The following is a 22,424-nucleotide window of genomic DNA, read 5'->3' as shown; positions in this document are numbered from 1 at the left end:
GGGTCGGGGCCGGCGGGGTCAGGGCAGGTCCGCGGCGCCGGACGCGTGGTCGTGCTCGCCGAGCCACTGTCCGAGCCGGCCGCCCAGGGAGACCTGGCGCAGCCGCTGCTCGGTCTGCTCGCGCACCTTGCGCGGCGTGACGACGAGCAGGTCGTCGCCCCGGCGCAGGACCGTGCGCCGCTCGGGGACGATGGTCTCCCCGTCCCGGATCACCATCGAGACCACCGCCCCCTTGGGCAGGCGCAGCTCGCCGACCTCGACGCCGTGCATCAGCGAGCGCGGGCTGATCGTCACCTGCAGCAGGTCCGCGGCGATCCGCTCCAGCGGCGCCGCCTCGACGTCGAGGTCGCGCGGCTGGGAGCGCCGGGCGACCCGCAGCAGCCGGGCCACGAGCGGCAGCGTGGGGCCGGTGAGCAGGGTGTAGATGACCACCAGCACGAAGACGATGTCGAAGAGCTGCTCGGCTCCGTCGATGCCCTCGGCCAGCGGGATGGTCGTGAAGACGATCGGCACCGCGCCGCGCAGGCCGGCCCAGGAGATGAACGCCGCCTCCCGCTTGGGCATCCGCTGCACCAGGCAGCAGGCCAGCACCGAGAGCGGGCGGGCCACGAAGGTGAGCACCAGGCCGGAGGCGAACCCGAGGCCGACGGTCTCCCAGGTGAGCCGGCCCGGCGACAGGAGCAGCCCGAGCATCACGAACAGCCCGATCTGCGCGATCCAGGCGATGCCCTCGGAGAAGGACCGGGTGGCCGCGCGGTGGGGCAGCTCGGCGTTGCCGAGCACCAGCGCGGCGACGTACACCGCGGCGAAGCCGGAGGCGTGGACCGCCGCGCCCACGCCGTACGCGAGGACCGTCAGGCACATGACCGCGATCGGGTAGAGCCCCGAGGACGGCAGGGCCGCCCGGCGCATCACCCAGCCGCCGCCGAAGCCGATCGCCAGGCCGATGGCGATGCCGGCGAGGAGCTCGAAGACGATCAGCCCGGCCATCGCGAGCACGCCGTCCTCGGCCGCGGCGCCGGAGGAGACCAGGACGACCAGGACGACGACCGGGGCGTCGTTGAGGCCGGACTCCGCCTCGAGCGCGCCGGTCAGCCGTCGGGGCAGGGGCACCGCACGCAGCACCGAGAAGACCGCGGCGGCGTCGGTGGCCGAGGTGCACGCACCGAGCAGGACGGCGAGCTGCCAGTCCATGCCGAGCAGGTAGTGCGCACCGCAGGCCACCACCGCCACCGATATGGCGACGCCGAGGGTGGAGAGCGCGACGCCGAGCCGCATCGCCGGCCTGATCTCCCGCCAGCTCGTCGTCAGGCCGCCCTCGGCGAGGATCACGACGAGCGCGCCGAAGCCGAGCGCGTGGGCGAGCTCGGCGTCCTCGAAGTGGATCCCGAGGCCGGACTCCCCCAGCAGGACGCCCATGAGCAGGTAGATCAGCAGGCTCGGCAGCCCGGCCCTGCTCGAGGCACGCACGGCGAGGACGGCGAGGAACGCGACGGCCGAGCCGACCAGCAGGAACACGTCCAGCTGATGGGCGTCGAAGGTCATCTCACCTCGGGCGATCGGGGACGGCGGAGCCCTCAGTCTATCGGCCGGCGAGGCCGCTCCCCGACGCAGGAGCCGAGGTGCGACCGGTCAGGTCGTGGGGGTGTAGCCGGGACGGCCCGCGGCGGCCCACTCCTCCCAGAAGGAGGTGAACTCCTCGCCCAGGAAGGGGTCGCCGCCGGTCATCATGATCCCGCCCCGGCGCACGGTCCAGTCCCACGGCGCCAGCGCCTGCGCGGTGGCGAGGTGCGCCCGGGCGGCGCCGGTCCGCCCGGCCCGCTGGAGATGCGCCGCCACCCGCCGCTCGGCCAGCGCCAGCTGCTCGTCGTCGGTGCGCTCGGGGGCCGGGGCGGACGCGCTCGCCGGCAGCACGCCGTCGTGCACCCAGCGCCGCAGGGCCTCGTGGTGCTGCTCGCTGTCGATCCTGGTGAAGTCGACGAACTGGTCGTCGCCCGGCGCGATGGTCGGCGGCTTGACGATCCGGTCGTCCTCGTCGACCCACACCACCGAGGGGACGTTCGTGATGCCGTACCGCTCCGCGGTGACGTGGGCGGTGTCGACGGCGACGGGGTACGTCGGCGCGCCGGCGACGATCCACGGCCGGGAGTCCTCCGGGTCGGCGTCGAGGGCGACGGAGAAGATCCGCAGCCCGGCGTCGGCGAGCTCGTCCTGCACCCGCTGCCAGCCGGCCAGCTCGTGGCGGCACCCGCACCAGGACGCCCAGGTGACCAGCACCCGCTTGTGGCCGGAGAGGTCGTCGAAGGACACCGGCTCGCCGTCCACGTCGGGCAGGACCAGGCTGGGCGCCCGGCCGTCGCCGAGGTCCCGGGCGTGCGCCGCCGCCGAGGGCGCGAGCGCGGCGACCTGCTCCTCGGCGTCCAGCACGAGCAGCAGGTCCAGCGCGGCCGCCCAGGCGGCCAGGGACACCCGCCGCGGGTCGTCGGGGTGGGCGACGGAGCGGCCCAGCAGCGGCACGCACACGTCGCCCCGGCACAGGCCGACCGGCTTGAGCACCCACCCGGTCGCGGCCGCGAGGGCGTCGGCGTCGACGTACCCCTCGATGAGCGGCAGGTCGTGCGCGGTGCCGTCGACGTCGATGAGGACCACCATGCCCGCGAGGATCGCACGGAACTGGAACATGTTCTAGATTCCTCGCATGACTGCGACGACTCCCGACACCCCGAGCAAGGGCACCGAGGTCCCGGCGACGGTCCCGGCCTCCTCGCTGCCCGCCGACGCCGAGTCCTACGACGTCGTGGTGGTGGGCTTCGGGATCGCCGGCGGCTGCGCGGCGCTCGAGGCGGCGCGGGCGGGCGCCCGGGTGCTGCTGCTGGAGCGCGCGGCGGTGCACGGGGGCACCTCGAGCCTCTCGGGCGGCCACTTCTACCTCGGCGGCGGCACGGCGGTGCAGCGAGCCACCGGGCACGAGGACTCGGTCGAGGCGATGTACGACTACCTCGTCGCGGTCTCCAAGGAGCCCGAGCACGACAAGATCCGCGCCTACTGCGAGGGCTCGGTCGAGCACTTCGACTGGCTCGAGGGGCTCGGCTTCGAGTTCGAGCGCTCCTACTACCCGGAGAAGGCGGTCATCCAGCCCGGCACCCAGGGACTGATGTACACCGGCAGCGAGAAGGTCTGGCCCTACCGCGACCTGGCCCGTCCCGCGCCCCGCGGGCACAAGGTGCCGGTCGCCGGCGACACCGAGGGCACCAAGATGGTGATGGACCTGCTCCGCGACCGGCTCGAGGAGGCCGGGGTGGAGGTCCGCTACGAGACCGGGGTGACCAACCTCGTCGTCGGCGAGGAAGCCGAGGGCCGCCAGGTCGTCGAGGGCGTCGCGTGGCGCTCCTTCGAGACGACCGGGCACGTCCGGGCGGGTGGCGTCGTGCTGGCCGCCGGCGGGTTCGTGATGAACCCCGACATGGTCGCCGCCCACACCCCCCGGCTCGCGGAGAAGCCCTTCGTGCTCGGCTCCACCTACGACGACGGGCTCGGCATCCGCCTGGGCAGCTCGGTCGGCGCCGAGCTCAAGCACATGGACGAGCCGTTCATCACCGCGCCGTTCTACCCGCCGTCGGTGCTCCTCACCGGCATCATCGTCAACCGCGCGGGGCAGCGGTTCGTGGCCGAGGACTCCTACCACTCGCGCACGTCGCAGCTCGTGATGGAGCAGGCCGGTTCCGCGGCCTACCTCATCGTCGACAGCGAGCACGTGGAGTACGCGAAGTACCCGCTCGTCCCGCTGGTCGACGGCTACGAGACCGTCGCGGAGCTCGAGGAGGCCCTCGGGTTGCCGAGCGGCTCGGTGCAGGCGACGCTCGACCGCTACAACGACCACGCCGAGCGCGGCGAGGACCCCGACTTCCACAAGCACCCCGACTGGCTCGCCTCCCAGCGGGTCGGCCCCTGGGCGGTCTTCGACCTGACCCTCGGCAAGGCGGTGTACGCCGGGTTCACCCTCGGCGGCGTCCGCACCACCGTCGACGGCGAGGCGCAGCGGGCCGACGGCTCCGTCGTGCCGGGGCTGTACGCCGCGGGCGCGTGCGCCTCGAACCTCGCCCAGGACGGCAAGGGCTACTGCTCGGGCACCCAGCTCGGCGAGGGGTCGTTCTTCGGGCGGCGTGCGGGCGTCGCGGCGGCCCGCGCCCGGCTCGCCTCGGCCGGCTGAGGCCGCGCCGACGGCCGCCGTAGGGTCGGCGGCGTGAACCACGAGCGTCTCGCCGTCGCCAGCCGCGCCAACGTCCCGCCGTTCCACGTCATGGACCTGCTGGCCGCGTCCGCCGAGCGGCAGCGCACGCACGGCGACATGGTCAACCTGCTGGCCGGCCAGCCGAGCACGGGGGCCCCGGCGCCGGTCGCGGCCGACGCCGTGCGGCTGCTGCAGTCCGGCGACCCGCTCGGCTACACCCCGGCCGCGGGCATCCTCGAGCTGCGGGAGGCGATCGCCGGCCACCACCGCCGCGCGCACGGCATCGAGGTCGCCCCGCAGGACGTCGTGGTGACCACCGGCAGCAGCGGCGGCTTCCTGCTGGCCTTCCTGGCGGCGTTCGACGTGGGCGACAAGGTGGCGATGGCCCGTCCGGGCTACCCCTGCTACCGCAACGTGCTGGCGGCGCTCGGCTGCGAGGTGGTGGAGATCGCGACCGGCCCGGCGACGCGGTTCCAGCCGAGCGTCGAGCAGGTCGCCGCGCTGCACGCCGAGGTCGGCCTCGCGGGCCTGGTCGTGGCGAGCCCGGCCAACCCGACCGGCACCATGCTGCTGCCCGAGGAGCTCGCGGCGCTGGCCGCCTGGTGCGAGGCCAACGGGGTGCAGCTGATCTCAGACGAGATCTACCACGGCATCGAGTACGCACCGCTCGACGGCGCCCCGGCCCTGGCCCGCAGCGCGTGGGAGACGTCGCGCGAGGCGGTCGTCTTCTCGTCGTTCTCCAAGTACTTCTCGATGACCGGCTGGCGGATCGGCTGGATGCTCGTCCCGGACCGGCTGCGGCGCGCGGTCGACGTGCTGACCGGCAACTTCACGATCTGCCCGCCGGTGATCGCGCAGCGCGCCTGCCTGGCGGCGTTCGACGACGCGTCGTACGCCGAGCTCGACGGGCACGTCGCCCGGTACGCCGCGAACCGTCGCCTGCTCCTGGACGGCCTGGCCGGGCTGGGGATCACCCGGCTCGCGCCGGCCGACGGGGCCTTCTACGTCTACGCCGACGTCGGCCACCTCACCGACGACTCGATGGCCCTCGCCCACGACCTGCTGCAGCGGGTCGGCGTCGCGGTGGCGCCGGGCGTCGACTTCGACACCGTCGAGGGCGGGCGGTTCGTGCGGATGTCCTTCGCGGGCCAGCAGTCGGAGATCGAGCAGGCTCTCGAGCGGTTGTCCACAGCCCTCTGACACACGGGTTATCCCCCCGGCGCGCCCGGGCAAGCCTTCCCCATGGACGGAGCAGGCAGCAGCAGGTACGGCGACCCGGGGGCGATCCGGGCGCTCGCCGCTGGGTTGCGCGAGCAGGCGGCGGCGGTCCGGTCCGAGGCGGACCGGCTGGTCGGGCTGGCCCGGGCGGTCCCCTGGGACGGTCTCGCGGCCGACGCGCTGCGGCACCGTGCGGCCGCGGGCGGGTCCGGGCTGCGGCGCACCGCCGCGCTGCACGACGACGCCGCCGACGCCCTCGACCGGCACGCCGCGGAGGTCGAGCACCGCCTCGAGCTGGTCGCCGCGGCCGAGGCACGGTTCCGGGCGCTCGTCGCGGCGGCGCTGGACCGGCTCGGAGGGCTGGGGGACCCGGTCGAGCGGCTGCTCGACCGGTTCTCGCCACCGCCGCCCGGGCACCGGGACTGGCTCGACGTCGACCTGCCGCGGGTGCCGTGGTGAGCGGCGCCGTGCCGGCGGCGGCAGCAGCGGCCCAGGTGACCGGCGTGACCGGGGGCTCGCACGGCCTCGCCGCGGCGTACGTCGCGGTGCGGGCCCTCGCGGAGGCCTACGACCGCGCCGGCGACCGGATGCGCGGGTGGGCCTCGCTCGGCACGCGCACGCTGCTCGACGGCGACCTGGCCGCGTCGGCCCTGCTCGCGCCGCGGACCTTCGTCGAGGCCGAGGTGGCCGTCCTGGCCGCGGCGACCGGTCCGCAGGGCGCCCTGGCCGCGGCCGCCGCGTGGGAGGCGGACGCGGTGGCCGTGCGGCTGGCGGTGGCGGCGCTGGAGGAGGCCGACGCGGGGGTGCACGCGGCGTTCGAGGTGCTCGACCACCTGGCCGGGCGGGCGGTCGGCACCGCGCTGCCGGCCCTGGTGCCCGGGCTGCTGCCGGCCCTGGCCCCGCTGGCGCCGTACCTGCCGGCCCTGGTGGGGCGGCTGGCCGCCCAGCACCCCGGCGCGCTGCAGCACCTGGTCAACGGCGGGGGCGGCCTGCTCGACGGGCTGCGCGGCCCGTGGGGCGTGCCAGCGGGTGCGCCGCTCGGGGTGCCGGCCCTCACGCCGGGCCCCGAGGCGGCCGCCGCGGCGCTGGCCACGGCGTACGGCGATCCCGGGACGGGCGTGGCGGTGCCGCTGGGACCGCCGCACGCCGGCCGCCAGCCGGGCGGGTTGGCCGATCTGCTCGCCCACCTCGACGAGGTGCACACGACCGGGGCCGACGGCACCATCGAGGTCCAGACGGCGACCGACGCCGACGGCTCGGTGCGCCACGTCGTGTACCTCCCGGGCACCGACGACCTGACGACGCTGCCGTGGACCCGGGACGGGGACGTGCGCGACCTGCAGACGAACCTCCTGCTCCTCGCCGGGGCCGACAACCCCTACCAGCAGGGCGTGCTCGACGCCATGGCGCAGGCGGGCGTCGGGAGGGACGAGCCGGTGCTGCTCGTCGGGCACTCCCAGGGCGGGATGGTGGCCGCTGCGGTGCTGGCGCAGGGCAGCCCGTTCGCGGTGACCGCCGTGGTGACGGCAGGCGCGCCGACCGCGCACCTCGACGGCTTCCCGGCCGGGTCGCAGGTGCTCTCGCTGGAGCACCGCGGCGACGTGGTGCCGCTGCTCGACGGCGAGGACAACCCCGACACCGTCCAGCAGACGACGGTGCGGTTCGGCGACCAGGACCCCGGGCCCGCCGGCCCCGCCGACGCCCACGGGATCCGGCACCACACCGCGGTGGCCGCCGCGCTCGACACGGCGGTGGCCGAGGGGACCGCGCACCCGTCGGTGGCCGACGTGCTCCAGCACCTCGCGGGGCAGGGCTACGTCGGTGGCCCGGGCACCACGGTGACCGGCCAGTCCTTCGCGGTGGTCAGGGGGCCGTAGGGACCTGCTGCAGCAGCGACGGCTCCGGCACCACCTCGGGCAGGCCGGCGACGAGGCCCCGGGCCACGAACCCGTTCCGGACCCGCTGCGGGTGGTAGCCGACCTTCGCGCTGCGGACGATCCGCCCGGTCGCGTAGGAGATCTTGGAGATCTTGTCCGAGCCGCTCCACGAGACGTAGCAGTGCTCGCCGTCCCAGCTCGGCGTGACCCAGTACGGCTTCAGCCCGCCCTCGAGGAGCTTGCCGGTCCGGAACGTCCGGGCGTCCACGACGGTCGCGTAGTCCGACATCGTCCCGGCGACGCAGAGCTTGGTGCCGCGGTGGTTCATCGCGATCCCGTGGTGGGCGGAGTCGAGGAGGTAGAGCTCGCGGGGGGTGTCCGGGACGAGGTTCGGCAGCCGCTTGACGCGGGTGATCGCGCCGGTGCGCCGGTCCATCTCGACGAAGCCGTGGAAGAAGGAGAGCTGGAAGTACAGCTTCTCCTCGTCCGGGCTCAGCGTGATCGGGCGGACCGCCGTGCTGACCTCGGTCATCCCGCGGTCGTCGAGGGCCTTGCGCAGGTCGTAGCGGCGGACCACCTCGTCGGTGCGCGCGTCGACGACCTGCAGCACCCGGTCGTCCTTGAGCGGGTCGAGCGCCGGGGCGTCGAGCGGGGTGTAGACCAGCCCGATGCTCGCGTGCAGGATCCGCCTGCCGCCGTCGATGTAGGTGCTCTCGTGGGGCGAGCCGCCGGAGGGGAACCGGCCGACCTCCTTGCCGTCCCTCATCCGCAGGACGTGGACGACGTTGCCGGTGGAGGCGCTGACGACGACCCGCTTGCCGTCGGGCGAGACCGCCATGTGGTCCGAGCGGACGCCGGCGACCGGGAAGCGCCAGGCGATCTCCTGGCTGGCCAGGTCGATGCCGACGACGTCGCCGAACGAGGGCCGCGAGACGACCAGCAGCCTGCCGTCGTTGGAGGAGTACATGTCGTCGACGTACTGGTCGTGTCCCTCCCCGATGAGCGCGCGGATCGCCAGGAAGTAGGCGAGCCGGTAGGGGTTGAGCGCGATCTCCTGCATCCGCTCGGCCCGGTCCGGGATGATGTCGATCCGCCCGAGGCGCCGGAGGTTCCCGGGCGTCACGATGCTCGCGGTGCCGTCCCAGTTGTTGCCGACGAAGACCGCCCGCCGCACCCCGTCGGCCTTGCGCGCCGTCTGCCGGGCCGAGGTCGGGACCTCCTCCGCGGCGGCGGGGGCGAGCGGCCCCGAGGGGGACCCGCTCATCGCGAGGACCAGGCCGAGGGCGGCGAGCACGGCGGAGCGGCGGTGGCGCATGGGCCCGATCCTGCCGCCTGCGGGCGTTTCGGGACAGGGCCCCGCGGGAATGCGACCGGCAGCCGGGACCGCACGTCGAGCGGTCCGGTGAGGAGGATCGATCGATGTACGGCGACAGCGACGCCATGCGCCGGCGCGCCCGGCAGCTGCGCGAGCAGGGCACCGACCTGCGCACGCTCGCCGACCAGCTCGTGGCGCGCACCGAGGGCACCGGCTGGACCGGCCGTGCCGCGGAGTCCATGCGCGAGCGGGTCCACGACCGCGCCTCGCGCCTGCGGGAGGCCGCCGCCGGGCACGACCGGGCCGCGGACTCCCTCGACCGCCACCTCCAGGAGGTCGACCGGGTCAAGGACGCCATCGCGCAGGTCGAGCGCAAGGCGACCGGTCTCGTGGCCGACGCCCGGTCCCGCGTCTCCCGGGTGCAGTCCCTGGCCGCGGGCGACCCCGCCGGGGCAACCCGCACCCCCGACCCGACCGACCTGCAGCTCGCTGCGTTCGACCCTCCCCCGCCCGGCCACCAGGACTGGCTCGGCGTCCACCTCCCCGGACTGTGAGGCACCCGTGACCCTCGTCGACCTCAGCACGCCCCCCGCGGGCCCTGCGCCCACCTCGGGGCTGCTCGACGCGCTGCCCCGCCGGGTGGCGCTCACGCTGCCCGAGCTGCGCTGCGCGGCCGACCACGCCGGCGGCGCCCCCCTGCCCTTCGACGCCGTCGAGCCGGACGCCCCGGCCGACGGCCCGGCCGGCGGCCTGGAGTCCCGGCTCGGACGCTCCCGCGGCTCCGCCGAGGCGGAGGCCCGGCGGACCGTCATGGACGCGCTGCACCCGCCCGCCACGTCGCTGGCCCGCCGCGGCCTGCTCGTGGACGGCGCCCTCGAGGAGGGGCTCGCCGGGGCGATCGGCCTCCTCGCGGTCCCCGACCTGGCCCTCGACCTCGACGTGGCCGTCGGGACCGGTGGCGACGGGGTCCGCGCCCGCGCCTGGCACCGGATGGCCGGAGGCGCGGTCGCGACCCTCGCCACGGTGGACGGCGTCGTCTTCGAGCTGGCGTGGTTCGCCGCCGACCACTGGCCGGCCGAGCTGGCGCGGGTGGCCGTGCTCCCCGAGGACCACCGCGCCACCGGGTCCGGCGTCCCCGCGCACGTCGACCTCCCCTACGAGCTCGCGGACGCGGCCGCCGAGGCGGTGCGGTCCTCCCGGCCCGACCTGCTCGCGGTGCTCGCCGCCCAGGAGGGCGCGACGGTCCGCGGCGGCGACGGCACGACGTACGACGCCACGGAGGTGCTCGACGTCCTCGCCGGCCTCAGCGGCGAGGTGCAGGGCCGGCTCCGCGCACTGGTCGCCGACACCTCGGGCGAGCAGACGACCGTCGTGGGCGTCCTCTCCTGGGTGCTGCTCGGCGACGGGTGGCACGCGCTGCGGACCTACCGGGACCGGGTCGGCGACGAGGCCCGGGTCGAGGTGCGCCGCGTGGAGCCCGCGGACCTCGGTCCGCTGCTCGCGCCGGTGCTCGCGGAGGTGACCCGATGACGGAGTCCGTGCCCCTCGCCGAGCCGACCGGGCCCGAGCCGGAGCAGCCGACCGTCCCGCAGGACGCGGTGGAGGCCGCCGACCTGGCCGACAAGTACGACCGGATGACCCGCCTCGCCGACCTCTTCGACGCCGCCGGCGAGGAGGCCCGCGCGCGCGCCGGGCTCGGCGCGCAGGTCCTCGGGGACCCCGCGGTCGCCGACTCCGCCGAGGTCGCCCGCCCGACGTGGGCCGAGGTCGAGCGCGACGTGCTCGCCGCGACCGGCGAGAAGCACGGCCTGCTCGCGCGGTCCGCCGAGCTGGACGCCGACGCGATGGTGGTGCGGGCCACCGTGGCGACGTACCGCTGGATCGACGAGCTGGCGGCCGAGGCCTCACGCACGCTGGGCGCCATCGCCGGCCGCGCGATCGGCTACCTCGCACCCGAGGTCGCGCTGGGTGGACCGGTGGTGAGCGCGGGCCTGATCGAGACCGACGCGCTGGACCGCGACGGCGTCGCGGCGTACCTCTCCGAGCTCGCGCAGGACCACCCCGAGCTGCTCGAGCACGTCTCGGGCCGCGGCGGGCTGCTCGACGGGCTCCGGATGCGCTCGCTGCTGACCGTCGGGCTGCTCGCCGGGGAGACCGGCCGGGCGGCGGCCCGCGGCGGCCTCCCGGCGGTCGGCGCGGACGAGCTGCGCCCGGACTTCGCCTCGGCGCTGCGCGACGTCGCAGCAGGTGCGGTGACCGACGCCCCGGAGGAGGCCGTGCCGGGTGGCCGGCCCGCCGGCGGGAGCGCGGACGGCGCGGCGGGCGCGCCGCGCGGCCTCGAGGGGCTGATGAGCAGCCTCGGCGCCGTCACCGCGTCGGTGGCGGTCGAGCAGGTCGGCGCCGGCCGCTACATCGCCTACCTCCCGGGCCCCTCCGGCGGCGGGGGCCGGCTGCGCCTGGTCAGCGGCGACGCGACGCCGTACGCCGCGCGGGTGGTCCGCGCGGTCGAGGCGGCGGTCGAGGGCGACCCCGATGCACGGGTCATGCTGGTCGGCTCCGCGCAGGGCGGCGTCACCGCGGCCGAGGTCGCCGCCGCGGTCCGCTCCGACCGGTTCACCATCGAGCAGGTCGTCACCGCGGGCGCTCCTGCCGCGCAGGTCTCCCGCGTCCCCGAGCCGACCCGCGTGCTGGCCCTGGAGGACCGGGCCGACCCGGTCGCGCTGCTGGGCTCGCTGCTCAACCTCGAGGCGCCCAACCGGCTGACGGTGGTCTTCGAGGCCGGTGCGGTCGACGGCTCGCGGGAGAGCGCGTACGTCGCCGGCGGCCGGGCCGCGGACCGCGCCGACCACCCGGCGGTCCGCTCCGAGCTCGACCGGCTCACCTCGTTGGGCTACCTGGCGGGGTAGGGGTTCCGCGCCCGCAGACTTCAGCGGCTGGCCGCTGAAGCTGTCGCTGGGCCGATGAAGCTTCAGCGTCCGACCGGGAGCTTCAGCGGCCAGCCGACGAAGCTCCCGCGCCGCCGACCCCACCCGGCGCCGCAGGAAATGGCGCGAGGGCCGGGCTCCGACTGGAGCCCGGCCCTCGACCGTCGTGCGTGGCGGCTGGTCAGCTGCCGGAGACGGCCTGCTTGAAGGCGGACGCGGCCTTGAAGGCGGGCGCGGTCGTCGCGGCGATCTCGATGGTCTCGCCGGTCTGCGGGTTGCGGCCCTGGCGCGCCGAGCGCTCGCGCGACTCGAAGGTGCCGAAGCCGCTGATGCTGACCTTGTCGCCGGAGGCGACGGCCTTGACGATGCTGTCGATGACGGCGTCGAGGGCCTGCTCGGCCTCCTTGTTGCCGAGGCCGGTCTGCTCGGCGACGGCGTCGCGCAGCTGTCCCTTGTTCATGGTGGAGCTCCTGTTCGTTGTCAGGTCTGCTGGGGTCGTGCCGTGCCGGCCCGGCGAAGGGCCGGCGGCACGTCCGGCGTCCTGCGCGTGGTGCCGCAGGCGCGTCCGGCTGTCCGCAGGCTAGTCGCACCGCGGCGCAGCGCGACATCCGCAGGGCCGGGAACGGCGGGTAAATCCCGCGCCAGGCCCCGTCGGCGGCCCCTCCCGGGGACGTCTGGAGGTCACAGGATGTCGTGGACGAACTCGCCGAGCTGGGTCAGGTTGCGGCACTCGACCATCGGCACGACCGCCCCGTAGCGCGACGCGGCGGAGTCGCCGTTGTCCCAGTGCCGCCGGTGCTCGGGGTTGAGCCACCACGCGTGGCGGATGCCGCTGACGAGCTCGCCGAGGGTGTCCAGCGCCAGGTCGGAGTAGTTCGACCGGGCGTCGCCGAGGACGAGCAGCGAGGACTTCGGGCCGAGCGCGTCGGCGTGGTCCTCGGCGAGCTTCGTGATCGCCCGGCCGTAGTTCGTCCGCCCCCACAGCGCCGCGTGCGACGTGCTCGCCGCGAGGTCGGCCATTACGTCGACGATGTCGGCGCCCGGCCGGAAGTGGTCGGTCACCTCGTGCAGGTGGTCGATGAAGGTGAAGGCCCGGACCTTCTGGAACTGGTCGCGCAGCGCGAAGACCAGCAGGAGCGTGAACTGGGCGAAGTTGGCCACCGAGCCGCTGACGTCGCAGAGCACGACGAGCTCGGTGCGGTGCGGGCGCTTGGGCCGGTGGTGGGTGGTCAGGGGCACGCCGCCGGTGGACATCGAGGCCCGGACGGTGCGTCGGAAGTCGAGCGGTCCGCGCCGCTGTGCGTGGTGCTCCTTGGTGAGCCGGGCCGCGAGGCGACGGGCGAGCGGGTAGATCTCCCGGCGCATCTGCTCCAGGTCGGTGCGGCGGGCGGCGAGGAAGTCGAGCCGGTCGATGCTCGGCCGCAGGGCGACGTTCGCGACGTGCTCTGGCCCCTTCTCCTCGGCGATCCGCCGGCGGGCGTCGCCCTCGACCAGCGCGGTGAAGGCGTCGACGCGCCGCCCGGCCGTCCGCTCGGCCTCCTCCTCGGTGCGGCCGTCCGCGAGCAGCCCGGCGACCAGCTTGTCGACCAGCTCGCCCGGGGAGACCCGCTGCAGGGCGGTGTAGGCCGACCAGCTGGAGAGCCCCGGTCCACGGCCCGGCATGGCGCCGAACCGCGCGACCATCTCGGCGGCGAGGGCGGCCAGCGCCTGCTGGTCGTCCGCGGCCAGCGCCTCGAGCAGCGCGCCGCGGAAGTCGCGCAGCGCGTCCGCGCCGTCGCGGACCGAGAACTCCTCGCCCGCCTCGTCGGAGCGCTCGGCGGCCGCACCGGAGCCGACCATCCGGGGGAACCAGAGGTCGAAGAGCGCGTCGAAGGTCGGCCGCTGCGACTGCCGCTTGACCAGCGTCGCGGCGTACGCCGCCTGGACGGTCGCGCGGCTGCCCCACTCCAGCGCCGAGAGCGCCGCGATCGCGTCGAGGTCCTCGGCCAGCGACACCGGCAGGCCCGCGGACCGCAGCGCCTCGAGGAACGCGATGTGCCGCTCGAGCAGCCCGCTGCCGCTCACCGGCGGCTCACCGGTCACTTCCGGAGCCGGAGCTCGCGGACGGCACGGTCGTGGTCGGAGGCGTGCTTGAGCACGACACCGAGCGTGTCGGCGACGGCCTTGTCGTCGAGGTCGCCGATCTCCAGCGCGATCAGCGTCCGGGCCCAGTCGACGGACTCCGCGATCGACGGCGCCTTCTTCAGCTCCAGCTCGCGCAGGCGGGCGACCGTCGCGACCAGCTGGCCCGCCACCCGCTCGTCGAGGTCGGGCACCTGGCTGGAGACGATCTCCCGCTCCCGCTCGGCGTCGGGGTAGTCCAGGTGCAGGTAGAGGCAGCGGCGCTTGACCGCCTCGGACAGCTCGCGGGTGGCGTTCGAGGTGAGCACGACGAACGGGCGGCGCACGGCGCTCACCGTGCCCAGCTCGGGGATCGTGACCTGGAAGTCCGAGAGGACCTCCAGCAGCAGGCCCTCCACCTCGACGTCGGTCTTGTCGACCTCGTCGATGAGCAGCACCGTCGGCTCCTCGCGGCGGATCGCCGTCAGCAGCGGGCGGGTCAGCAGGAACTCGTCGGTGAAGATGTCGTCGTGGGTCTCGTCCCACGAGGTCGCGTCGCCGGGGCCGGCCTGCGTCGCCTGGATGCGGAGCAGCTGCTTCCGGTAGTTCCACTCGTACAGCGCCCGGGCCTCGTCGAGGCCCTCGTAGCACTGCAGCCGGACGAGGTCGGCGCCGGTCGCGCGCGCGACCGCCTTGGCCAGCTCGGTCTTCCCGACGCCCGCCGGCCCCTCGACCAGCAGCGGCTTCTCCAGGGCGCCGGCGAGGTACGCCGTGGTGGCGGTCGCCGGGTCGGCGAGGTAGCCGGTCGCCCCGAGCCGCTCGGTGGCGTCGTCGGGCGAGGAGAACCAGTCGGCCGTCGTCATGCGCCCATCCTCACCCATCGTCCCCGCACGCGACCGGTCCAGAGATCTGGCTCACGTCGCCCGCCGCGACGTGACCGGTCCCCGCGGACCTCGTTGACCCGGCGTACCCACCCACCGGCAGCGGGAGCCGCGATGCGACCCACCACCAGGCGGCGCCCCCTGCGGGCGCGGCTCTCCGCGGTGCTCCTGGCGGTCAGGGCCGCCGTCCTCGCCTCGGTGCTCGCGCTGACGGTCACCGCCGGCCTGGCCGCCTCCGGGACCGTCGGCGCCCCCGACGCCCGGCCTCCGGCGTTCACCGTGGACGCCTCCTCCCCGGTCGTGCAGCGCGCGATCTCCGACCACCGGTGCTCGACCCGCGGCTTCGCCCCGGGCGTCCAGCCCACCTCCGCGCTCGTGCGGACCGGGCACGGCCGGCTCCGCGTCGTGTCCTTCGACCGCGGCTGGGAGGTCTTCACCGGCCGCCGTCCCGGGCTGCTCGTCGCCGTCTGCCTCGGCCGGCCCTGACCCCTCCGGGTCGGGTCAGGAGGCCGGGTGCGCCGTGGCGCGGTGCCGCGTCGCGAGGTCGGCGTAGTAGACCGCGTTGGTGTCGACCCAGAACTGCGAGGACGTGCCCTCGATCGGCTTGACGGCCTTGCACGGGGTGCCGGTCGCGACGACGCCGGCGGGGATCTCGGTGCCCGGGGTGACGACCGAGCCGGCGGCGACGAGCGTGCCCGCGCCGACCGTCGCGCCGTCCAGCAAGGTCGAGCCGTTGCCGACGAGCGCCTGCTCGCCGACCTCGGCGCAGTGGACGACGCAGCCGTGCCCGACCGTCGCGTTCGGCCCGACGGTCAGCACCTGGTCCGGCCCGGCGTGCAGGACGCTGTTGTCCTGGATGTTGCTGCCCTCGCGGACGACGATGCGGCACACGTCCCCGCGGAGCACCGCGCCGTACCAGACGCTCGCGCCGGCCTCGACGGTCACGTCGCCGACCAGGGTCGCGGTCGGGGCGATCCAGGCGTCCGGGTGCACGGTCGGGCGCTTGCCCTCGAACTCGAAGAGGTTCACGGGCGTCATTCCACACCCCGCCGCCGGGCCGTCGGAGCCGGGCCCGCCCGCTACGCCCCGACGTACGCCGCCAGGTGCTGCCCGGTGAGCGTCGAGCCGTCCGCGACCAGGTCCTCCGGGGTGCCCTCGAAGACGACGAGGCCACCGTCGTGGCCGGCGCCGGGACCGAGGTCGATGATCCAGTCGGCGTGCGCCATCACCGCCTGGTGGTGCTCGATGACGATGACCGACCTCCCCGAGTCGACGAGCCGGTCGAGCAGGCCGAGCAGCTGCTCGACGTCGGCGAGGTGGAGGCCCGTCGTCGGCTCGTCGAGGACGTAGACGTCGCCGGTGTCGGCCATCTGCGCCGCGAGCTTGAGCCGCTGCCGCTCGCCGCCGGAGAGCGTGGTGAGGGGCTGGCCGAGGGTGAGGTAGCCCAGGCCGACGTCGGCCAGGCGGCTGAGGACCTTGTGCGCCGCGGGCACCTTGGCCTCGCCGGCGAAGAACGCCTCGGCCTCCGTCACCGACATCCCCAGCACCTCGCTGATGTCGCGACCGCCGAGCCGGTGCTCGAGGACCGCGGCCTGGAAGCGCTTGCCCCCGCAGTCCTCGCAGGTGGTCGCCACGCCGGCCATGGTGGCGAGGTCGGTGAAGACGACGCCGGCGCCGTTGCACGTGGGGCACGCACCCTCGGAGTTGGCGCTGAACAGCGCGGGCTTGACGCCGTTGGCCTTGGCGAAGGCCTTGCGGATCGGCTCCAGCAGCCCGGTGTACGTCGCCGGGTTGCTGCGCCGCGAGCCCTTGATGCCGGTCTGGTCGATCGCGACCACCCCCTCGCGTCCGACGACCGACCCGTGCACCAGGGAGCTCTTGCCGGAGCCGGCCACCCCGGTGACGACGACCAGGACACCCAGCGGCACGTCCACGTCGACGTCGCGCAGGTTGTGGGTGCTCGCGCCGCGCACCTCCAGCACGCCGCTCGGCGTGCGCACCGCGTCCTTGAGCGCCGCCCGGTCGTCGAGGTGCCGGCCGGTGAGCGTGCCGCTCGCGCGCAGGCCCTCGAGGGTGCCCTCGTAGACGATCTCGCCACCCTCGCTGCCCGCCCGGGGGCCGAGGTCGACGACGTGGTCGGCGATCGCCATCGTCTCCGGCTTGTGCTCGACGACCAGGACGGTGTTGCCCTTGTCGCGCAGCTGGAGCAGCAGCTCGTTCATCCGCTGGATGTCGTGCGGGTGCAGGCCGATGGTCGGCTCGTCGAAGACGTAGGTGACGTCGGTGAGGGAGGACCCGAGGTGCCGGATCATCTTCACGCGCTGCGCCTCGCCGCCCGAGAGCGTCCCGGAGGGACGGTCGAGGGAGACGTAGCCCAGGCCGATCGCGGCGAAGGAGTCCAGCGTGTGGCCCAGGGCCTTGAGGAGGGGCGCCACCGACGGCTCGTCGAGGTCGCGCACCCAGGTGGCAAGGTCGCTGATCTGCATCGCGCAGGCGTCGGCGATGTTGAGCCCCTGGATCCTCGAGGACCGCGCCTCCGGCGCGAGGCGGGTGCCCTCGCAGTCCGGGCACGTGGCGAAGGTGACCGCCCGCTCGACGAAGGCGCGCACGTGCGGCTGCATCGCCTCCACGTCCTTGGACAGGAAGGACTTCTGGATCGAGGGGACCAGGCCGAGGTAGGTCAGGTTGATCCCGTCGACCTTGATCTTGGTCGCCCCCTTGTGGAGGAGGTCGTCGAGCTCGCGCTCGGAGAAGTCCCGGATCGGCTTGTCGGGGTCGAAGAAGCCGCAGCCGCGGAAGATGCGCCCCTGCCAGCCGTCCATGCTGTAGCCGGGGATCGTCACCGCGCCCTCGTTGAGCGACTTCGTCTCGTCGTACAGCGCCGGCAGCGAGATGTCGGAGACCGCGCCGCGGCCCTCGCACCGCGGGCACATGCCCCCGAGGCGGTTGAACGTCGCCTTCTCCGCCTTCGTCCGGCCGCCGCGCTCGACCGTGATCGCCCCGCTCGCGCGGACCGAGGGGACGTTGAAGGAGTACGCGTTGGGCGGGCCGATCTGCGGGTCGCCCAACCGGCTGAAGAGGATTCGCAGCATCGCGTTGGCGTCGGTCACCGTGCCGACCGTCGAGCGCGGGTTGGCGCCGAGGCGCTCCTGGTCGACGATGATCGCCGTGGTGAGCCCGTCGAGGACGTCGACCTCCGGGCGCGCCAGGGTCGGCATGAACCCCTGCACGAACGCGCTGTAGGTCTCGTTGATCAGCCGCTGGGACTCCGCGGCGATCGTGCCGAACACCAGCGAGCTCTTCCCCGACCCCGAGACGCCGGTGAAGACCGTGAGCCGGCGCTTGGGCAGCTCGACGCTCACGTCGCGCAGGTTGTTGACCCGAGCGCCGCGCACGCGGATGAGGTCGTGGGTGTCGGCGGGGTGGCTCGCGGGCTGGTCGCTCATGGGTCTCCGTCCTCCGGTTGCGGGGCCAGCATGCCCGAGTGGACCGACGGCCGTCAGGGGGCCGAGCGGGCCGGCCGCCGGGATGCGACGGACCCCCGGTGCGGTGCACCGGGGGCCCGTCGGTCGTGAGCGCCGTGCTACTTCCTGCGGAGCGTCACCGTCCGCACGACGGACGTGCTGCCCGCGGCGGTCCGCACCGTCACGGTGAAGGAGACCTTCAACCTGCCCCGCTTGACGAGCAGCTTCTTGAAGGCCGGCTTGACCCGCACGGTCAGCCGCACCGTGCCCGCCCGGGTGACGGTCCTCCCGACCGCGACCACGCGGTCCCCCTTCAGTCGGACCGTGCCCGGCGCGGACAGCGTGGCACCGACGACGACGGTCCCCCGGGCCGTGTTCCGGCCGGTGACGCCGACGGAGACGGTCGGCGGCACGGTCACGGGCGGGTCGACCGGGGTCGGCTCCTCACCCGGGTCCGTCGGGTCGGTGGGGTCGGTCGGGGTGGTCGGGTCCGTGGGGCCCGGCGTCCCCGGGACCGGCGGGCCGGGCACGGTGTCGCCGGCGACCCGGACCGTGACCGGCTCCGAGGTGGTCTCGTGGCCGGAGGAGTCGGTGGCCACCGCCGTCAGGGTCACCGCCTGACCGGCGTACGACGCGTCCGGGGTCCAGGTGAGGTAGTGCGGCGCCCGCGCGGAGGTGCCGACCTGCTTCCCGTCGACGAGCAGCGCGGCCGAGCGCACCGCGACGTCGTCGTCGGCCCGGACGAGCGCGGCGACCGGCTCCCCTGCGGCGACCGGGTCACCGCCGACGGGGTCCACCAGCGCCACGGAGGGGGCGTCGTCGACGACCGCGCCGTACGTGCTCGGGACGTCGGCCGGGGCCGTCGTCGCGGGCGACTCGACCGTCACCGAGCCCGAGCCGGAGACCTCGTCCTCGCCGACCACGCTCCCGGTGAGCACGAACGGCGCGTCGGTGCGGACCGTCGCCCGGTCGGCGGTCGCGTTCCAGACCGCCCACCCGTTGCCGGTGAGGACGTTCCCGGTGCCGGTCAGGGCGCCCTCGGCCTCGGTGCGCGCGTCGGCCAGCAGGATGCCGTACGACGTGGACGGGTCGCCCGCGGAGTCGTTCCCGGTCACCCGGCTCGACCGCACGAACCCGTCGGCGCCGCTGGTGAACGCGACACCGGTCTGCGCGAAGACCTCGCTGCGCGAGCCCTGGACCACCGTGCCGGTCACGTAGCCGTGCTGCTCGATGCCGGTCCGCCTGGTGTTCTTCGGCGCACCGTCCACGCCCTTGGCGCCGTCGATGAGGACGCCGCCGCTCTGGTAGCCGGTGACCACGCTGTCGCTGACGGTCAGCTCGGTCTCGACCGTGCCCGGTCCGGCGCCCTCGATGACACCGGTCTTGACGATCCCCCAGCCGTGCGGGTGGGACGCCAGCTCAGCGCTGTCCGCGGCGACCCTCAGCGGGCCGACCACGCTCTGGGACACGCGTCCCGCGGCGCCGAAGTAGGCGATCCCCGCCTCGGCCCAGGTCTGGCCGGAGGTGACGGTGACCCCGGAGATGTCGACGAACATCTCGCTGCTGTCGGTCGAGCCGAGTGACTGGCGCGAGACGGTGACGACGTTGCCGCCGCCGTCGCGCAGGTACGGCGTGGCGCCCGCGAGGGACGCCACGGACGGGCGGGGCTGGATGGTGACCTTGTCGGCACCCGCGCCCTTGATCTTGAGCGGCTTGGTGATGGTGAGGCCGTTCGTGGCGCCGGCGGCAACCGGGTTGCCCGGCCCGTCGACCGGCGTGGAGGACTCCTGGTAGACGCCCTCGCAGACGACGATCGTGTCCCACGGGGAGGCGGAGTCGACGGCCTCCTGGATCGAGGTGAAGCCGGCCGCCGGGCACTGCGCCCGGTCGTCGTCGACCACCCAGGTCGTGTCGGCGAACGGGTCGGCCACGGTGTCGGCCAGCCGCACCTTGCCGGGGCTGTTGTCGTACGCCGCGAGCACGGCCGCGGGGTCCGGGCCCGAGGTGACGGGCCCGGAGCCGGCGCCCTGGTCGACCGCGGTGCCGTCGGAGAGGACGAGCGGGGCGTCGACGCGCTCCTGGAAGCGCACGTCCGCCAGCTGGATCGAGCCCGAGGCGGGCGTGCCCTCGGCGCCGAAGCGCAGCTCGAGCGTGTCGAGCGAGGTCAGGTCCACACCCTGCGCCGCGAACTCGTCGAGCGGCACGCGGACCTGGTCCAGCACGACGTGGGTGTTGGGCGTGTTGGTGCCGGTCGACATGTGCAGGGCGTTGCCCCACCGCTCGTCGCCGGCGTGCACCGTGCCCTCGTGGCCCTCGCTGTCGGTCAGCGCGATCACGAAGTCCTGCGTGGTGCTCTCCGGGTCGTAGGACGTCGGCCCCTCGTTCGGCCAGCTGAAGCTCGGGGTCGTCCCGGTGCGGGTGCCGTCCCCGCGGGCGTCGGCACCCGGGTTGCGCTGGTCGAAGAAGTTGACGTCGGTGCCCAGGGCCAGCGCCTCGAGGCCGCTGACGTCGGCGTCGGCCGCCGGGATGTCGGCGGTGAGGACGGCCTGCTGGTCCTTCTCCCAGGCCAGCGCCAGCTGGCGACCGTAGGAGTGGTTGATCGGCGAGTTCTCCCGGGTGCCGTTCTGGCCGCCGAGGGCGGCCTTCGCCGGCAGCGGGCACGCCTTGGCGGCGGTCGGCTGCGTGGTCTTGCCGAGCTGGCCGGGGGCGAAGTCGTCGGGCTCGGGGTTGCACCAGTCGTAGCCGCCCGGCGTCGTCGCCGGCTTCGGGGTCACCCCGCCGTCGGTCAGGTAGGGGTTGGCGAACCCGGCGCCGCTGAGGCTGCCGCCGAGCGCGTTCAGGCCCAGCGGGTTCTCGATCTCCGGGCGGATCACGTCGACCCGCTCGGCGGCCGAGGGGAAGTAGCTGGTGGAGACGTACTCCGCGCAGTCGATCCGCGTCCCGGAGACGCTCGTCGGGCAGGCCGAGTCCGGGATCTGGCGGTGCGAGGGAGTGTCGGAGAGCTCGCCGGTCATGTACGGCTCGAACGCGCCCTCGCCGCCGACGTACCGGCGGAAGAACGCGGCCATCGTCGCGAGGCCGATCTTCTCCTGGTCGCCCATCCGCTCCGGGTCACCGGAGATCTTGGTGTTGACCTCGGGGTTGTAGGTGTCGGAGTTGTCGATGACGTAGTTCTTGTCCGGGTCGCCGTAGTTGGCCGCGCCGCTGAGCCGCAGGTTGTGCGGGTGGACGTTGGTGCTGGAGAACGGCGCCGAGTTGCCGCAGGCGGCGTCGTTGTTGGACTGGCCGTCGGCGCCGCCGTCGGCGTACCAGACGGTGTTGTACCAGTTGTGGATCGCGCCGAGCTGGGAGGACTGGATGCGCGGGAACAGGTCCGAGGACCCGAGGTACTGGCCGCGCTCGAAGGTGCGGGCGCCCTGCAGGTTCGACACGTCGCCGTCGCAGAACGGCAGGATCGACAGGTACGGCACGCCGTAGGGCACCTTGCGCTCGTAGTCGGTCTGCGCGAGCGAGATCACGCCGCGGAGCGGGTAGCGCGGACCGTCGGTGCGGGTGCGGTTGTGGTCGAGGAAGTTGGTGACCGCGTCACCGCCGCGCGAGTGGCCCATCAGGCCGATCCGCGTCATGTCGAGGTGGCCGGTCAGCGTGTCCCCGATCGTGACGTGCGGGCCGTCGACGAGCGTCCCCTCGTCGGCGGCGGCGAGGGCGTCCAACGTGGCCGAGATGAGCAGGCGGCGCTGGTGCATGCCCTTGCCCTTGGGGTTGTCCTGGCGCAGCATCAGCTGGTCCTGGGAGACCGAGAAGACGGTGTAGCCCCAGGTCGCGAGGTTCTCGCCGAGGTAGGCGTAGCCGGCCTCGTTGCGCTTGTACGTCGTGCAGGTGGCGGTCCGGGTGTCGGAGCCGGCGTCGCACGAGCCGTGGTTGCCGTGGACCAGCACGATGACCGGCGACTGCTCGGTGCGCTGGGTGAAGTCGGGATGGTGGAGCTGGCCGCGGATCTCGAGCTCCTCGGGCGCCGCGACGGTCTGGGGCGTGGGCTCGCCGCCCGCGGAGCTGGGCTCCTGCAGGGCGACGGTGCCGAGCTTGGCCTCCTGGACCACGCGCGGGGTGTAGTCGCCGCGGTCCATGGGGTCGGGCAGCACGAGCGCCTCGGCGGTCGTCGCGGGCGGGGGTTCTTCTGCTGCTGCTGCCGGCACCGTGGTGGTGCCGGCGAGGGCCAGCCCCGTGAGGAGCGGGACCAGTGCCCACGTGCGCCAGCGCGTGGAGGTGGCGACCTGCACGACTTCTCCTGTCGTCTCCGACGGCCGTGGATCGGCACGTCGCGAGGACGCTAGGGAGGGGGCGTCACCGGATCGGGTCGCCGGTGTTAACGGGGATGACGCTCCTGGTCGGACATGTTTCGGCGGGTGACCGA

The 22,424-nt window shown here is 74.6% G+C and carries 17 protein-coding genes; 8 read left to right on the top strand and 9 right to left on the bottom strand.

Annotated elements, in window-relative coordinates; translation table 11 throughout:
• Positions 1-18: 18 nt before the first annotated feature.
• Positions 19-1,545 (bottom strand): potassium/proton antiporter, encoded by a 1,527-nt coding sequence (locus OSR43_RS01265; RefSeq protein ID WP_302269126.1) that lies wholly within the window; start codon positions 1,543-1,545, stop codon positions 19-21.
• A gap of 87 nt (positions 1,546-1,632) precedes the next feature.
• Complete coding sequence (locus OSR43_RS01260; RefSeq protein ID WP_302271760.1) at positions 1,633-2,652, bottom strand: TlpA disulfide reductase family protein; 1,020 nt, start codon at positions 2,650-2,652, stop codon at positions 1,633-1,635.
• A gap of 46 nt (positions 2,653-2,698) precedes the next feature.
• Between OSR43_RS01260 and OSR43_RS01255 the strand changes: the two genes are divergently transcribed.
• Genes OSR43_RS01255 through OSR43_RS01240 form a run of 4 tightly spaced genes read left to right on the top strand, consistent with a single transcriptional unit; the run spans position 2,699 to position 7,326 of the window.
• A complete protein-coding gene (locus OSR43_RS01255; protein ID WP_302269125.1) occupies positions 2,699-4,210 on the top strand; it encodes an FAD-binding protein in 1,512 nt (503 codons plus the stop codon).
• A gap of 33 nt (positions 4,211-4,243) precedes the next feature.
• Positions 4,244-5,431, top strand: a complete 1,188-nt coding sequence (locus OSR43_RS01250) for an aminotransferase class I/II-fold pyridoxal phosphate-dependent enzyme (RefSeq protein ID WP_302269124.1) — start codon at positions 4,244-4,246, stop codon at positions 5,429-5,431.
• 42 nt (positions 5,432-5,473) lie between these two features.
• A complete protein-coding gene (locus tag OSR43_RS01245) occupies positions 5,474-5,908 on the top strand; it encodes a hypothetical protein (RefSeq protein ID WP_302269123.1) in 435 nt (144 codons plus the stop codon).
• Positions 5,905-7,326 (top strand): hypothetical protein, encoded by a 1,422-nt coding sequence (locus tag OSR43_RS01240; RefSeq protein ID WP_302269122.1) that lies wholly within the window; start codon positions 5,905-5,907, stop codon positions 7,324-7,326. The genes OSR43_RS01245 and OSR43_RS01240 overlap by 4 nt, the downstream gene beginning before the upstream one ends.
• Here OSR43_RS01240 and OSR43_RS01235 read toward each other — a convergent pair.
• Entirely contained in the window at positions 7,313-8,641 is a 1,329-nt protein-coding gene (locus tag OSR43_RS01235; RefSeq protein ID WP_302269121.1) for a YncE family protein, read from the bottom strand. The two genes, OSR43_RS01240 and OSR43_RS01235, sit on opposite strands and share 14 nt — an antisense overlap.
• 104 nt (positions 8,642-8,745) lie before the next feature.
• Here OSR43_RS01235 and OSR43_RS01230 point away from each other — a divergent pair, with 104 nt between their 5' ends.
• The 3 genes from OSR43_RS01230 to OSR43_RS01220 are packed head-to-tail and all read left to right on the top strand — an operon-like array spanning position 8,746 to position 11,547.
• Positions 8,746-9,195, top strand: coding sequence for a WXG100 family type VII secretion target (locus OSR43_RS01230; RefSeq protein WP_302269120.1), 450 nt, complete (start codon positions 8,746-8,748; stop codon positions 9,193-9,195).
• A gap of 7 nt (positions 9,196-9,202) precedes the next feature.
• Complete coding sequence (locus OSR43_RS01225) at positions 9,203-10,171, top strand: hypothetical protein (protein WP_302269119.1); 969 nt, start codon at positions 9,203-9,205, stop codon at positions 10,169-10,171.
• Positions 10,168-11,547, top strand: a complete 1,380-nt coding sequence (locus tag OSR43_RS01220; protein ID WP_302269118.1) for a hypothetical protein — start codon at positions 10,168-10,170, stop codon at positions 11,545-11,547. Before OSR43_RS01225 ends, OSR43_RS01220 begins: the two co-directional genes overlap by 4 nt.
• A gap of 199 nt (positions 11,548-11,746) precedes the next feature.
• On the opposite strand, the gene OSR43_RS01215 is transcribed toward OSR43_RS01220, so the two are convergent.
• The 3 genes from OSR43_RS01215 to OSR43_RS01205 all read right to left on the bottom strand — a co-directional run bounded on the left by OSR43_RS01215 (position 11,747) and on the right by OSR43_RS01205 (position 14,528).
• Complete coding sequence (locus OSR43_RS01215; protein WP_302271759.1) at positions 11,747-12,049, bottom strand: HU family DNA-binding protein; 303 nt, start codon at positions 12,047-12,049, stop codon at positions 11,747-11,749.
• Positions 12,050-12,246: 197 nt separating this feature from the next.
• Entirely contained in the window at positions 12,247-13,647 is a 1,401-nt protein-coding gene (locus OSR43_RS01210) for a VWA domain-containing protein (protein ID WP_302269117.1), read from the bottom strand.
• Positions 13,644-14,528 carry a MoxR family ATPase gene (locus tag OSR43_RS01205; RefSeq protein WP_302269116.1) on the bottom strand — a complete coding sequence of 295 codons (885 nt, stop codon included), beginning with the start codon at positions 14,526-14,528 and terminating at the stop codon, positions 13,644-13,646. Before OSR43_RS01205 ends, OSR43_RS01210 begins: the two co-directional genes overlap by 4 nt.
• Before the next feature lie 132 nt (positions 14,529-14,660).
• Between OSR43_RS01205 and OSR43_RS01200 the strand changes: the two genes are divergently transcribed.
• Complete coding sequence (locus tag OSR43_RS01200; protein ID WP_302269115.1) at positions 14,661-15,032, top strand: hypothetical protein; 372 nt, start codon at positions 14,661-14,663, stop codon at positions 15,030-15,032.
• A 15-nt stretch (positions 15,033-15,047) separates the two neighbouring features.
• Here the strand turns inward: OSR43_RS01200 and OSR43_RS01195 are convergent, their stop codons facing one another.
• From OSR43_RS01195 to OSR43_RS01185, 3 genes are all read right to left on the bottom strand, one after another.
• The gene (locus OSR43_RS01195) at positions 15,048-15,575 is read right to left on the bottom strand and encodes a gamma carbonic anhydrase family protein (RefSeq protein ID WP_302269114.1); all 528 of its coding nucleotides are present in this window, start codon (positions 15,573-15,575) and stop codon (positions 15,048-15,050) included.
• 50 nt (positions 15,576-15,625) lie between these two features.
• A complete protein-coding gene (locus OSR43_RS01190) occupies positions 15,626-17,992 on the bottom strand; it encodes an excinuclease ABC subunit UvrA (RefSeq protein WP_302269113.1) in 2,367 nt (788 codons plus the stop codon).
• A gap of 137 nt (positions 17,993-18,129) precedes the next feature.
• Positions 18,130-22,290, bottom strand: a complete 4,161-nt coding sequence (locus OSR43_RS01185; RefSeq protein ID WP_302269112.1) for an Ig-like domain-containing protein — start codon at positions 22,288-22,290, stop codon at positions 18,130-18,132.
• Positions 22,291-22,424: the final 134 nt, after the last annotated feature.

Source organism: Nocardioides sp. Arc9.136 (assembly GCF_030506255.1).
In the GTDB taxonomy this organism is placed as follows: domain Bacteria; phylum Actinomycetota; class Actinomycetes; order Propionibacteriales; family Nocardioidaceae; genus Nocardioides.
Note: the sequence above shows the minus strand (reverse complement) of the source record. Positions and strands in the feature narration are given on the sequence as shown.

Bases quoted from the DNA above. Each gene is read 5' to 3' on its own strand.
- OSR43_RS01260 (WP_302271760.1), bottom strand. From the start codon at position 2,652: ATGGTGGTCCTCATCGACGTCGACGGCACCGCGCACGACCTGCCGCTC.
- OSR43_RS01255 (WP_302269125.1), top strand. From the start codon at position 2,699: ATGACTGCGACGACTCCCGACACCCCGAGCAAGGGCACCGAGGTCCCG.
- OSR43_RS01230 (WP_302269120.1), top strand. From the start codon at position 8,746: ATGTACGGCGACAGCGACGCCATGCGCCGGCGCGCCCGGCAGCTGCGC.
- OSR43_RS01200 (WP_302269115.1), top strand. From the start codon at position 14,661: ATGCGACCCACCACCAGGCGGCGCCCCCTGCGGGCGCGGCTCTCCGCG.
- OSR43_RS01220 (WP_302269118.1), top strand. From the start codon at position 10,168: ATGACGGAGTCCGTGCCCCTCGCCGAGCCGACCGGGCCCGAGCCGGAG.
- OSR43_RS01235 (WP_302269121.1), bottom strand. From the start codon at position 8,641: ATGCGCCACCGCCGCTCCGCCGTGCTCGCCGCCCTCGGCCTGGTCCTC.
- OSR43_RS01265 (WP_302269126.1), bottom strand. From the start codon at position 1,545: ATGACCTTCGACGCCCATCAGCTGGACGTGTTCCTGCTGGTCGGCTCG.
- OSR43_RS01190 (WP_302269113.1), bottom strand. From the start codon at position 17,992: ATGAGCGACCAGCCCGCGAGCCACCCCGCCGACACCCACGACCTCATC.
- OSR43_RS01205 (WP_302269116.1), bottom strand. From the start codon at position 14,528: ATGACGACGGCCGACTGGTTCTCCTCGCCCGACGACGCCACCGAGCGG.
- OSR43_RS01245 (WP_302269123.1), top strand. From the start codon at position 5,474: ATGGACGGAGCAGGCAGCAGCAGGTACGGCGACCCGGGGGCGATCCGG.